Raw genomic sequence first — 13,053 nt, 5'->3', positions numbered from 1 at the left:
CCGGTCAGCAGCAGCGCGCTCCCGGGTTGGCCTCCGTGTTGCGGTGCCGCATCTTCCAGTAGTCCCGCTCGGACAGCACCGGCTCACCCGGATGGGTGCGCTCTCGATGCGCGACGTAGCGCCGATAATGGTTGTCGCCCATCAATGTTGACCAGTACCACCCGATGTGGCGTGCGGCCTGACGTGTGCTCTGTCCAAGGCGTCCCACTGCTTCTGCACCTCCTTCTCGACCGGAGTGGCGATCAAGCCTGACGGCGCGAAGGTCCGCGACGGCACCTCCTCGTCCAGCGCCAGCGCTGGACCGGCGCCACGAAGCGCCCGCAGTGCCACGACGACGCCGGCGATGAACACGATCAGCACCAGCACCGCGAAGACCACCGACAGGGTGCCCTGGATGAAGGTGTTGCGGATGACCGCGTCGATCTGATCGGGGTTCTTCGCCGCGCCGAATGTCGACTTCCCGGCCTCCTGAGCCGCGACGTACTGCGAATGCTGCTTCCAGTAACCGACTTTCGGATCGGCGGAGAAGATCTTCTGCCATGACGCCGTCATCGTCACGGTGAGATCCCACAGCAACGGGAGACCGGGAATCCAGGCCCACTTCACCAAACCGCGCTTGATCACCACCACGGTCACCACCGTCAGCGCGATCGCGGCCAGCAGTTGGTTGGCGATGCCGAACAGTGGGAACAAGGTGTTGATGCCGCCCAGCGGGTCCGTCACACCCATCAGCAGAATCGACCCCCAGGCGGCGACGACGATGAGGCTGCAGACCCACGCGCCGAGCCGCCAGCTGGGATTGCGCAGTTTCTTCAGCGGACCACCGAGATTACTGAGCCCGTCGGACAACATGAACCGGGCCACCCGGGTGCCTGCGTCGACGGTGGTGAGGATGAACAAGGCCTCGAACATGATCGCGAAGTGGTACCAGAACGCCTTGAGGCTTTCCCCGCCGAACACTTGATGCAGCACCTCGGACATGCCGAAGGCCAGGGTGGGGGCACCGCCGGTGCGGGACACGATCGAGTGTTCACCGACACCGTCGGCGGCCGCGGTGATCTCCTCGGGCGTGATCGGCTGACCGGACAGGCCGAGCCCGTTGACGTAATCGGCCGCGGTCTGCGCGGTGGTGCCGGTGGCCGCCGTCGGTGCGTTGATCGCGAAGTACAGATGCTGATTGAGGATTGCCGCGGTGATCAAGGCCATGATCGCGACGAACGATTCGGTGAGCATGCCGCCGTAGCCGATCAGCCGCATCTGGCTTTCCTTCTCCAGCAACTTGGGCGTGGTGCCCGAGGAGATCAGCGCGTGAAAGCCCGACAGTGCACCGCAGGCGATGGTGATGAACAGGAACGGGAACAAGGATCCGGCGAAGACCGGACCGGTGCCGCTGGTGGCGAACTGCGAGATCGCGGGCGCCTGCATCACCGGCTGGGCGATCAGGATTCCCACGGCCAGCAGTGCGATGGTGCCGACCTTCATGAACGTCGACAGGTAGTCGCGGGGGGCCAACAGGAACCACACCGGCAGCACCGAGGCAGCCAGGCCGTAGACGATGATGCACCACGACAGGGTGACCTTCGACAGCGTGAACCAGTCAGCACCCCAAGAGGTTTCGGCCACCCAGCCGCCGGAGATGACCGCGAGCAGCAGCAGCGCAACACCGATGAGGGACACTTCCGAGACTCGGCCGGGGCGGAAGAAGCGCAGATACAGGCCCATGAAGATGGCGATCGGGATGGTCATCGCGATCGAGAACACCCCCCAGGGGCTTTCCGCCAGGGCGTTGACCACCACCAGCGCCAGGACCGCCAGCAGGATCACCATGATGACCAGCACGCCGACGATCGCCGCGACGCCACCGACCAGACCGAGCTCGTCGCGCGCCATCTGACCGAGCGAACGCCCGCGCCGGCGCACCGAGATCGACAGCACCAGGTAGTCCTGTACACAGCCGGCCACGACGGCGCCGATGATGATCCAGATCGTGCCGGGCAGATAGCCCATCTGCATGGCCAGTACAGGGCCGACCAGCGGGCCGGCCCCGGCGATCGCGGCGAAGTGATGACCGAACAACACGCGCCGGTCGGTCGGCATGTAGTCCGTGCCGTTGTCGAAAAGCTCTGCCGGAGTGGCATTGTCGTCGCGAGGTCGGACGATCTTCATCTCGATCAGCCGGGCGTAGAACCGGAACCCGATGACGTAGGTGCAGATCGCGGCGATCACGAACCAGACCGCGTTGACGGTCTCACCACGGAAGAAGGCGATCACTGCCCAGGCGACCGCACCCAGCACCGCAACGGTCGCGAAGATCGCCTTGTGCTTGGCGGTGATGGGAGAGCGGTCGATGATCGCCACCGGCGGAAGGTCTTTGTCGGTGCGGATATAGGTGACGTCGCCGTCGTGCTCCTCGATGCGATCCGCCGGTGGGGCCTCCGGTGTTGCCACAGTCTCTCCTCGTTCGCCCAGTGTCGTACGCGTCGGGTGTGATCTTTTCACCGCGCCAAACCGCGCGGCATCGAATCCCGGTTTCCGCACCTTAATCGGGCCGACGGATCGCGTCAGGTCAGGAATGCCCGCACGGTGTCGATCGTGTCCGCCTGATCCGGGGTCTTGTCGTCCCGGTAGCGCAGCACCCTGGCGAAGCGCAGCGCGACGCCGCCCGGATACCGGCTCGACCGCTGGACCCCGTCGAAGGCGATCTCGACGACCTGCTCGGGCCGCACGGTGACCACCCAGCCGTCGTCCTCGATCTGTAGTTCGTGGAAGTGCTCGGTCTGCCATGCCAGCATCGCGTCGGTCATGCCCTTGAATGTCTTGCCCAGCATCACGAATCCGCCGGTGTCCGGATCCCGGGCGCCCAGGTGGATGTTGGACAGCTTGCCGGTGCGCCGGCCCGACCCCCGCTCAACCGCCAGCACCACCAGGTCCAGGGTGTGTACGGGCTTGACCTTGAGCCAGCCCGATCCGCGGCGGCCGGCCTCATACGGTGCCGTCGGCGACTTCACCATCACGCCCTCGTGACCGGCTTCGAGGGTGCGATCCAGGAACTGCCGCGCGACCGCGGCATCGGCGGTGACGATGCGGTCGACGCGCCGGTCTCGGGGTACCAACGCGTCGAGCGCGGCCAGCCGTTCTTCGGTGGGCAGATCGAGCAGATCCCGGCCGTCGACGTGCAGCAGATCGAAGATGAAGACCGACAACGGTTCGAGATCGTTGGCGGTCTTGCGGCCGAACCGGGCTGCGGTGACCTGAAACGGCTGCGGTCGTCCGTCGGGCCGCAGGGCGATGGCCTCGGCGTCGGCAATCAGATCGGTCGCCGGCAGTACCAGCGTCGCCTCGACCACCTCGGGCAGTCGGTGGGTGACTTCGTCGAGGCTGCGCGTGAAGACCGACACCTCCGAGCCCTTGCGGTGGATCTGCACGCGGGCGCCGTCCAGTTTGGCCTCCAGAATCGCTGTACCGCCGAGCCGTTCGAGTGCGTCGGCGACGCCGGTCGCGGTCTGCGCGAGCATCGGCCCGACCGGGCGTCCGACCTGCAACCGGAATTCGGCAAGCGCGTCGCCGCCGCCGGTCAACGCCGCGGCAGCCACCGCGGGCAGATCACCGGCGAGCATGGCCGCGCGCCGGACCTCGGCTGCTGGGATTCCCGATGCGCGGGCCACCGCGTCGGCCATCACCCCGGTCAGGGCGCCCTGACGCAGGTCGCCGCCCAGGAGTCGCCGCAGGAACGTCTGCTCGGTGTCCGTGGCGGCCCCGAAAAGGTCGCGCACCGCACCGGCGCGCAGTGTCTGAGAGCCCTTGCCTGCGATTCCTTTGATCTCGGTGAATGCGGCGTCGACCCCGGTGACGGTCAACGCGGGGATCTCCGCCGGTGCCGGCAGTGCGCGCAACGCGGCCCAGCCGACACCGATCTGGCGCTGGGGGAGTTCGCCGGACAGCCACGACACCGTGACCGCCACCGTGCGGGCATCTCCCTCGGCGGCGGCGACGGCCAGCAGGGTCGAGATACGGTCGATCTTCGCCAGCCGCGCCGAGGATCCCGCGATGTCGGCAGATGCGGCGGCGAGGTCAGCGAGCAACACGCCCTCAGCGTGCCACTGGGCTCAGACATCCTCCGGCGTTTGGCCCAGTACCCGGGTCAGGACGGCGGCCTGCGATTGCAGATCCGCTGCCCGCTCGTGATGCCCGTTCGCGACGTATTGATCTGCCGCGGTGAGACGTTCATCGACCTCGGCGTGAATGAGGCCACGAATTTCGGCATCACTGAGTATCCGGCGGGCGGCCTCGGTCGCGCCCACACCGGACACCGCGCCCGCGATCGGTCCACCGATGCGGGTATCGGTCTGATCGGCTTGCGGCGTCTCGGCGTTGTCGATGGCACTCAATGCTGATCGGATCGCGGCGACGCTGACGGTGTCGCGGGACTTGCGTGCCGACAGCAGGGACTCGCGCAACCGGTCGCGCCAATGCTGTGCAGGTGTCATGGCAGGCGAACCTAGCCGGGCTGCCCAGTGGCGTCGAGAGATTTACGCACGCTCACGGCGCGGGGGAGGTGCAACGTAGCAGGAATGACGAACCCGAAAGGCTTACCGGAAGGGTCGATGGGATAAGTTGCTTTACGATTCCGGTCATTTTTGGAAAGGAAGCTAGATGGAGATCGAAGGCAAGAAGGCTATCGTCGTCGGCGGTGCGTCGGGCTTCGGCCGCGCTACCGCTGAGGCGCTGGCCAAGCGCGGCGCCACTGTGGTCGTGCTGGACCGGCCGCAGTCCAAGGGCCAGGAAGTGGCCGACGCGATCGGCGGTACGTTCGCCGCAGTCGACGTCACCGACTTCGACGGCACCGAGAAGGTGCTGGAGCAGGCCGTCGCGGACCTGGGTGGTCTGCACATCATCGTGACCACCGCCGGTGGCGGCATCGGTGAGCGCACCATCAAGAAGGACGGCCCGCACAGCCTGGACTCGTTCCGCTCCACCATCGACCTCAACCTGATCGGCACGTTCAACATCAGCCGGCTCGCGGCCTGGCACATGAGCAAGAACGAGCCCGTCGACGAAGAGGCCGAAGAGCGCGGCGTCATCATCAACACCGCTTCCATCGCGGCGTTCGAGGGACAGATCGGCCAGGTCGCCTACACCGCGTCCAAGGCTGCCATCGCCGGGATGTGCCTGACCATGGCGCGCGACCTGGGCAGCCTGGGCATCCGGGTCCTGGCCATTGCCCCGAGCCTGTTCGCCACCGGCCTGACCGAGGGCATTCCCGACGAGTTCGCCTCAGTGCTGACCAAGGACGCCGCGTTCCCCAAGCGTCTGGGCAAGCCCGAGGAGTACGCCAAGCTCGCCGTCGCGATCGCCGAGAACCCGATGCTCAACGGCCAGTGCCTGCGTCTGGACGCCGGCCAGCGCTTCGCCCCCAAGTAGAGTGATTTCGGGGTGATCAGCGGCGCTCAGCGCCGCTGATCACCCCGAAATCGCACACCGGGAGGCGTGATGGCGACCATCGCAGACCAAGTCATCTCCGCACTGACCCTGAGCGGGGTACGGCGGGTCTACGGCCTCCCCGGTGACAGCCTCAACGGATTTACCGACGCCCTCCGGCGTAGCGGCGAGATCACCTGGCAGCACGTCCGGCATGAGGAGACCGCCGCCTTCGCCGCGGCGGCCGATGCCGCACTGACCGGCCAACTGGCCGTGTGTGCAGGCAGTTGCGGCCCGGGCAACCTGCACCTCATCAACGGGCTGTTCGACGCGCAGCGCAGCCGCGTTCCCGTGCTGGCGATCGCCGCGCACATTCCGCGCACCGAGATCGGGTCGGAGTACTTCCAGGAGACCCACCCGCAGGACCTCTTCCGCGAGTGCAGCGTCTACTGCGAACTCGTCAGCACCCCCGAGATGGCGCCCCGCATCCTCGAGATGGCAATGCGGGCGGCAGTCGAGGAGAACGGCGTCGCCGTCGTCGTCATCCCCGGCGAGATCTTCCTGCAACGCGCGGGGGAGGCCGGCTGGACCACCTGCCCGGTGCGGCCCTCCCGATCTGTCGTGCGTCCCGACGACGAGTCGGTCCGTCGGGCCGCTGACATCCTCAACGCCGCCGAGCGGGTCACCATCCTCGGTGGCGCGGGCGCGGCGGGTGCACACGACGCCCTGATCGAACTCGCCTCGACGCTGCAGGCCCCGATCGTGCATGCGTTGCGCGGCAAGGAATTCATCGAGTACGACAACCCGTTCGACGTCGGCATGACCGGACTCCTCGGTTTCGCCTCGGGCTACAAGGCCATCAAAGAAGCCGACACACTGCTGATGCTGGGCACCGACTTCCCGTATCAACAGTTCTATCCCGAGAGCGCCACCGTCATTCAAGTCGACATCCGCGGCCGCAACCTCGGCCGGCGAACCCCGATCGACCTCGGCCTGCGCGGCAGTGTCGCCGACACCCTGGCGACACTGCAGCCGCTGCTACGCGCCAAGACCGACCGAGAGCATCTCGACCGCTCACTGCGGCACTACCGCAAGACTCGAGCGCAGCTCGATTCACTGGCCGTCAACGATCGCGACAAGACCCCGATCCGGCCGGAATACGTTGCCGCGGTGGCAAACCGGCTCGCGACCGACAACGCGGTGTTCACCTGCGATGTCGGCTCCCCGGTGGTGTGGGCGGCCCGGTACCTGACCATGAACGGCCGCCGCAGGCTGATCGGGTCGTTCAACCACGGCACGATGGCCAATGCGCTTCCGCACGCGATCGGCGCGCAGACCGCCTTCCCTGACCGGCAGGTGGTCGCCCTGGCCGGTGACGGCGGCCTGACCATGCTGTTCGGGGAATTGGTGACGCTGATCCAGAACAAGCTCCCGGTGAAGCTGATCGTGTTCAACAACTCGTCGCTGAACTTCGTGGAGCTCGAGATGAAGGCCGCGGGCATCGTCACGTTCGGCACCGACCTGGTGAACCCGGACTTCGCCGCGGTGGCTGCGGCGATGGGCATCTTCGGCCGGCGGGTCACCGAACCGGCTGACCTCGAACGCGCCGTCGCCGACGCCTTCGCCCACGACGGCCCCGCCCTCATCGACGTGCACACCGCACGCCAGGAACTATCGATCCCACCGGCGATCACTGTCGAACAGGCCAAAGGCTTCTCGCTCTACGCGATCCGCACCATCCTGGCCGGACGCGCCGACGAACTCCTGGATCTTGTCACCACCAACGTCGCCCGCCGCATCCTGGACTGACCGCTCAGGCCGGCCGAGGAATCGCGGCCGCCGTGCTCTGGCCCAGCCATTTCGGGATGGCATGGCGGACGTCGGCAGATCCTGACAGTGCGACGCTGCCGTCGAGGATCGCCCGGGCCCAGCCGACATCGCCGCGCCAGATCTCGACCAGCGTGCGCAGGTCGGTCTGCACGGTCCCCGCAGGTTCGTAGCCGGGATCGAAATCGCACACATCGACCTGCCCGTCGCTCACGGTGAGCCACCACCTCGACGCCTTGGGTGCAACACCGTCGAGGACGAACGCGACCGTGGTGCGCGACCGCGGCCAGTCCGCGATCGCAATGGTGCGGCGCATGTCCCACATCAGCAGGTGTGGGTCGAGATCCTGCTCGCCCAGCTCACCGATCCACCGCACCCCCCACGAGCCGAGCGCGTCGACCACACCGGCAAGTTCCTGACCGCACGGGGTCAACGAATAACTTGTCCGCCCGTCGACCTCGGAACGCTCGATCACCCCGGCACGAGCCAACGACCTCAGCCGCTTGGACAACAGGGCCGGCGACATCTTCGGCACCCCGCGGCGCAGGTCGTTGAAGTGCGCGCTGCCCCGCAGCAGTTCCCGGACCACCAGCAAGGTCCAGCGTTCGTCGAGCAATTCCATGGCCTTGGCCACGGGACAGAACTGGCCATATGTCGACATCGGCGGTCTTCCTCCCGGCGAGAGTGCGCAGTGTCATAAGTACACCGCTGTCAGGGCCCGGAAGCCAGTACAGATCCAGAACCAGGGCCGCTACAGATCTGGTACTGGAATCGCCGGTCGCGGGGGATGACGATGAAGCCAATCCGCGAGAGGAGTTCGTCATGAACGTCACGACCACCGATATCGAGCTTGAGGCCAAACACCGGGCGCTGTGGGCGCTTGGCGACTACGCGACGATCGCCGCGAACATCGTGCGCCCACTGGGTCCCGTACTGGTCGAGGCCAGCGGCATCGGGCCAGGTGACCGCGTACTCGACGTAGCGGCCGGGACCGGCAACGTGGCCATTCCCGCTGCCGCGACGGGTGCGCAGGTGACCGCCAGCGACCTGTGCCCAGAACTCGTCGAACAGGGGCGCCGACTCGGCGCGGAGGCCGAAGTGACGATCGACTGGGCCGAGGCCAACGCCGAGGCGTTGCCGTACGCCGACAATTCCTTCGATGCGGTGCTCTCCTGCATCGGGGTGATGTTCGCCCCGCACCACCAGCAGGCTGCTGATGAACTCGTGCGGGTCACCCGCCCGGGCGGCCGGATCGGTCTGATTTCCTGGACGCCTGAGGGATTCATCGGCCAGTTGTTCGCCACCATGAAGCCGTACGTGCCGGCGCCACCTCCCGGGGTGTCCCCGCCGCCGCGGTGGGGCGATGAGCAGTACCTGCGCACCCTGCTGGGCGAGCGGGTCGGCGAGTTGTCCTGTGAACGCAGGGAACTGGACGTCACGGCCTACCCCGACGGCGCAGCGTTCCGCGACTATTTCAAGGCCAACTACGGCCCCACGATCTCGGCCTACCGGGCCATCGCCGCCGATGCCGATCGGGTCGCCGAACTGGACGCGGAGATCGCCGCTTTGGGCGACCGGTTCCGCACCGGTTCCTCGATGCCGTGGGAATACCTGCTGACCGTCGTGAACACACACTGATCGAAGCGGGCAGCTGGCACCATGGCTGGCATGCCCGACGACGTCCAGGAATTGCCCACGCTCAGCGCCGCCGATCAGGACGCCATTGAGCGCTGGCTGCGCGAGCAGCGGATCGGAACGGCGCTGACCGACGTGGCGCCGCTGACCGGCGGAACCCAGAACATCGTGGTGGGCATGAGCGTCGACGGACGTCGAATGGTCTTGCGGCGTCCGCCTTTACACCCCCGGCCGACCAGTGACAAGACCATGCTGCGCGAGATCGCGGTGCTGCGCACCCTGGCGGGTTCGGCCGTGCCGCATCCGGGTTTCATCGCCGGCTGCACCGACCTCGACGTGATCGGCGTGGTGTTCTACCTGATGGAGGAGGTCGACGGGTTCAATCCCGGTACCGAGGTGAGTCCGGCGTATGAGGCCGATGCCGGACTGCGCTACCGCGTCGGGTTGTCCTACGCCAGGAGCCTGGCCGCGCTGGGCAACGTGGCCTGGGAGAACAGTGAACTCGCGGCGATCCGCCGGCCGGGATCGTTTCTGGCCCGCCAGGTTCCGCAGTTCCTGGGCCTGCTCGACAGCTACCGCCACGACCGGTACTCGCCCGAGTCGTTGACGGGCGTCGGGGAGTTGGCGCAATGGTTGGAGGACAACCGCCCGCCCGACGCCGAACCCGGCATCATGCACGGTGACGCCCACCTCAACAACGTCCTGCTGCGCCGCGACACCGCCGAACTGGCCGCGTTCATCGACTGGGAGATGTGCACGATCGGCGATCCACTGCTCGACCTCGGTTGGATGCTGGTGTGCTGGCCCGACGAACCCAACCCGATCAACGCGGGGTCTGCGCTGGTCGCACTCGGGGGACTGGCCCACCGCAGCGAACTCATCGAGGCCTATCGCGCCGCCGGAGGCCGCCAGACCGACCGGCTGGATTGGTATGTGGCGCTGGCCTGCTTCAAACTCGGCATCGTCATCGAGGGCACCTGGTCGCGCTACCTGGCCGGGCGGGCCAGCCGCGACGCCGGCGAGCAACTGCACGCCTCGGCGGAGAATCTCCTCGCGCTGGGGACCCGGGTCACCAAGGGCGACAACCCCTTTACGTGATAGCTGCTCGCCGGGCGAAGTCAGTACGTATCGAGCGCGAGCTTGACGGCGAGAGCCACGCCGGCCGCGCCGATCAGGAACCGCAGCGGGCCGGCGGGTGCGTGCCGCACGATGACCGGGCCCAGGCGTGATCCGACCAGACACCCGGCGCCCAACGGGATCACCGCCGGCCAGTACACCGGCGCCACCACGATGAACGCCACCGCGGCAACCGAATTGGCGACACCGAGGATCACATTCTTGGCGGCGTTGGCATGCGCGAGCGTCGCGCCGCCGGTTCGCAGCAGCAGCGCCAGCAACAGCACCCCGGCGGCGGCACCGAAGTAGCCGCCATAGATGGTGATGAGGAAGATCGCCCCGGCCTCCATGGCGACCTTGAGTCGATGCTCACGATGGTCGGCCACCCGCGTCTCCTGCGGGCGGCCGCGCGGCAGCAGGATCGCCACCGACGCGAACGCCAGGAGCACCGGAACCACCTTCTCGAAACCCTCGGCCGGCGTGCACAGCAGCAGTGCCGCGCCGACCGCCCCGCCGGCGACCGCGATCGGGATGATCCGTCTGATCCAGGCGCCCTGCCCGGCGAGCTCGGGCCGCGATCCCCACACGGAACCGACGCCGTTGAACACCAGCGCCACGGTGTTGGTCACATTCGCGGTGACCGGAGGCAAGCCGATGAGCAGCAGTGCGGGGTAGGTGACCACCGAGGCCAGGCCGGCGATACTGCCGGTCAGTCCGCCGCCGATACCGGCCAGGACGAGCAGGACGACCTCACCGGCGCTCATGAGCCATCCACGTTGCCGAGACTACGGAGTCAAAAGTGTTTGCGTGACCGGCTCGACAGCGTCTAGCATCGCCAACGTGCCAAGGCGACTCGTAGTAGCAACCCGCAGCGGGGTCTGATCAGACCGACCCCCCGCTGTGGGTCGTTCGCTACTCCGTCGGTCACTTCCTCTAGTCAGAGAAGACCGGCACATGCAACTCAGCACATCGGCTCCGCAATCGAGCACCCCGTCGTCGTTCGCTGCCTATTTTTCCAACCCGCTACCGCGTGGCCTGCGCGAAGCCGGGGCGTCGGCCTCCTGGGAGCAGTTCCTCGACGAATACGCGACCGGCCCCGGTGGGTTGAAACTGGGGCAGTGGACCTGCACCGATACGGCGCGTTCAGCCGGCAGGTTGGGGCCGCAAGCCCGCCACTACCAGGCCACATTGGCTCTGGGCGACGCCATCAGCACATCGACCGCAGCCGCGAGTGGGCCCGTCGCCGCACTCACCGAGATGCTCTACGCGCAGGGGATCACCGTCGAGACCATGTCGTTTCATCAGCTGCCCACCGGCGGCCGGACCGCGACGTTCATCGAAGGCTGCGACGGCTTACACAGCGAGTGGGCGATGGGGCTCGATGATGATCCGGAGCAATCGGCGCTGTATGCCGTGATCGCGTGTGCCAACCGGCTGATGGCCGCCTGACCGGAGCCTGACTGCGCCGAATGGCCAGTTGTGGCACGCAATTACAAGGAACACGTGCAACAACTGGCCACTGGGCCATCAGATGCGTCAGTGCAGCGGGCGCAGCACGATCGGCATGCCGTCGATCGGGACCGGCATGCCGCCGTAGTCATAGCGCGGCTGGTAATCCGGGCTGGCGAGCTCCAGCTTGTAGCGCCGTAGCAGCCGGTGCATCACGGTCTTGATCTCCAACTGTCCGAACACCATGCCGATGCACTTGTGTGCGCCCCCGCCGAACGGGGCGAACGCATAGCGGTGCCTCTTGTGCTCGCTGCGCGGCTCGGCGAAACGCTCCGGGTCGAACTTGTCCGGGTCGGTCCACAGCTCGGGCAGCCGGTGGTTGATCGACGGCCACGTCACCACGCTTGTGCCGGCCGGGATGAAGTAGCCCAGCAACTCGGTGTCGCGCACGGCCTCGCGGAAATTGAACGGCAGCGGCGTCATCATCCGCAGCGACTCGTTGATCACCAGGTCGTAGGTTTCCAGCTTGTCCAGCGACTCGAAGTCCAGCGGCCCGTCGCCGATCCGGGCCGAGTCGTCGCGCAGTCGTTCCTGCCATTCCGGGTTGGCAGCCAGGTGATAGGCCATCGTCGTCAACGTCGAGGTCGACGTGTCGTGGGCGGCCATCATCACGAAGATCATGTGGCTGATGATCTGCTCGTCGGTGAACGTCTGGCCGTCCTCGTCGGCAGAATGGCACAGCACACTGAACATGTCGGTGCTCTCCGACCGCCGCTTCTCACCGATCCGGCTGGCGAAGTAGTCCTCAAGGGTCTTGCGGGCCTGGATGCCGCGCCACCACTTCAGCGGCGGCACCGACGTCCGCACGATCGCATTGCCGGCGCGTGTGGTGGTGGTGAACGCGTTGTTGATCGTGGTGACCAGGGCCCGGTCGGTACCGGCCGGAACACCCATGAACACCTCGGAGGCGATATCGAGCGTGAGCTCCTTGATCGCAGGGTGGAACAGGAACCGGCGATCGTTTGCCACCCAGTCATTGGCCAGCACGTTCGAGGCCACCGAGTCGATGTGGGAGATGTAGCCGCTCAGCCTCGTGCGGGTGAACGCCTCCTGCATGATCCGGCGGTGAAACATGTGCTCATCGAAATCGAGCAACATCAGGCCGCCTTCGAAGAAGGGCCCGATGATCGGATCCCAGGCGCGCTGCGAGAAATCCTTGTTGCGGTTGGAGAAGACCGCCTGGGTGGCGTCGGGGCCCAGTGCCATCACCGACGACAGCGCAGGTGACTGGGCGTAGTAGACGGGGCCGTACTTGCGGTACTGCTCCAGGACGAAGTTCGGGCCGCCGCGGAAGATCTCGATCATGTGGCCGATGATCGGCAAACCGGAGTCGCCGAGGACCGGCTTGAGCGTGCTGCCGGCGGGGGGTTCGGCGAACACGAACTGGTCCCAGTCCTTGGCCTTGAGGCGCTTCTCCAACGCGCCCATGCCGGGCAGTGTGTTGGGCGTCGGGGTGAACCGGCGCTTGGCCTGGTCGAGCAGATAGTGCGGGGTGCTGATGGTTGCCATGGCCGCTCCTGACCGTACGAAAACTGACGAAGTGTGGTC

General features: G+C 66.8%; 12 protein-coding genes. 5 read left to right on the top strand and 7 right to left on the bottom strand.

Annotation, left to right across the window (positions count from 1 at the left end):
* Positions 1-4: 4 nt before the first annotated feature.
* The 4 genes from JOF57_RS16100 to JOF57_RS16085 all read right to left on the bottom strand — a co-directional run bounded on the left by JOF57_RS16100 (position 5) and on the right by JOF57_RS16085 (position 4,487).
* Entirely contained in the window at positions 5-142 is a 138-nt protein-coding gene (locus JOF57_RS16100; protein WP_216615863.1) for a CstA-like transporter-associated (seleno)protein, read from the bottom strand.
* Positions 142-2,448 carry a carbon starvation CstA family protein gene (locus JOF57_RS16095; protein ID WP_209918067.1) on the bottom strand — a complete coding sequence of 769 codons (2,307 nt, stop codon included), beginning with the start codon at positions 2,446-2,448 and terminating at the stop codon, positions 142-144. The genes JOF57_RS16100 and JOF57_RS16095 overlap by 1 nt, the downstream gene beginning before the upstream one ends.
* Positions 2,449-2,561: 113 nt before the next feature.
* Positions 2,562-4,085, bottom strand: a complete 1,524-nt coding sequence (locus tag JOF57_RS16090; RefSeq protein ID WP_209918066.1) for an ATP-dependent DNA ligase — start codon at positions 4,083-4,085, stop codon at positions 2,562-2,564.
* A gap of 21 nt (positions 4,086-4,106) precedes the next feature.
* Entirely contained in the window at positions 4,107-4,487 is a 381-nt protein-coding gene (locus JOF57_RS16085; protein ID WP_209918064.1) for a GatB/YqeY domain-containing protein, read from the bottom strand.
* A gap of 166 nt (positions 4,488-4,653) precedes the next feature.
* Here JOF57_RS16085 and JOF57_RS16080 point away from each other — a divergent pair, with 166 nt between their 5' ends.
* Both JOF57_RS16080 and poxB read left to right on the top strand, forming a co-directional pair.
* The gene (locus JOF57_RS16080) at positions 4,654-5,421 is read left to right on the top strand and encodes an SDR family NAD(P)-dependent oxidoreductase (protein WP_209918062.1); all 768 of its coding nucleotides are present in this window, start codon (positions 4,654-4,656) and stop codon (positions 5,419-5,421) included.
* Positions 5,422-5,490: 69 nt separating this feature from the next.
* A complete protein-coding gene (poxB, locus tag JOF57_RS16075; protein ID WP_209918060.1) occupies positions 5,491-7,227 on the top strand; it encodes a ubiquinone-dependent pyruvate dehydrogenase in 1,737 nt (578 codons plus the stop codon).
* A gap of 4 nt (positions 7,228-7,231) precedes the next feature.
* Here the strand turns inward: poxB and JOF57_RS16070 are convergent, their stop codons facing one another.
* Entirely contained in the window at positions 7,232-7,906 is a 675-nt protein-coding gene (locus tag JOF57_RS16070; protein ID WP_209918058.1) for a winged helix-turn-helix transcriptional regulator, read from the bottom strand.
* Positions 7,907-8,067: 161 nt separating this feature from the next.
* Here JOF57_RS16070 and JOF57_RS16065 point away from each other — a divergent pair, with 161 nt between their 5' ends.
* Together JOF57_RS16065 and JOF57_RS16060 are read left to right on the top strand one after the other, a co-directional pair.
* Positions 8,068-8,883, top strand: a complete 816-nt coding sequence (locus JOF57_RS16065; protein WP_209918056.1) for a class I SAM-dependent methyltransferase — start codon at positions 8,068-8,070, stop codon at positions 8,881-8,883.
* Between the two features lie 30 nt (positions 8,884-8,913).
* Positions 8,914-9,978: a phosphotransferase family protein gene (locus JOF57_RS16060; RefSeq protein WP_209918053.1), complete on the top strand. Its 1,065-nt coding sequence runs from the start codon at positions 8,914-8,916 to the stop codon at positions 9,976-9,978.
* Positions 9,979-9,998: 20 nt separating this feature from the next.
* Here the strand turns inward: JOF57_RS16060 and JOF57_RS16055 are convergent, their stop codons facing one another.
* Positions 9,999-10,760 (bottom strand): sulfite exporter TauE/SafE family protein, encoded by a 762-nt coding sequence (locus tag JOF57_RS16055; RefSeq protein WP_209918051.1) that lies wholly within the window; start codon positions 10,758-10,760, stop codon positions 9,999-10,001.
* A 190-nt stretch (positions 10,761-10,950) separates the two neighbouring features.
* Here JOF57_RS16055 and JOF57_RS16050 point away from each other — a divergent pair, with 190 nt between their 5' ends.
* Positions 10,951-11,445, top strand: a complete 495-nt coding sequence (locus JOF57_RS16050) for a 2-isopropylmalate synthase (RefSeq protein WP_209918049.1) — start codon at positions 10,951-10,953, stop codon at positions 11,443-11,445.
* A gap of 87 nt (positions 11,446-11,532) precedes the next feature.
* Here the strand turns inward: JOF57_RS16050 and JOF57_RS16045 are convergent, their stop codons facing one another.
* Positions 11,533-13,014 (bottom strand): cytochrome P450, encoded by a 1,482-nt coding sequence (locus JOF57_RS16045; protein ID WP_209918046.1) that lies wholly within the window; start codon positions 13,012-13,014, stop codon positions 11,533-11,535.
* Positions 13,015-13,053 lie beyond the last annotated feature (39 nt).

It is taken from the genome of Mycolicibacterium lutetiense (assembly GCF_017876775.1).
In the GTDB taxonomy this organism is placed as follows: domain Bacteria; phylum Actinomycetota; class Actinomycetes; order Mycobacteriales; family Mycobacteriaceae; genus Mycobacterium; species Mycobacterium lutetiense.
This window is presented reverse-complemented; position numbering and strand designations above follow the sequence as displayed.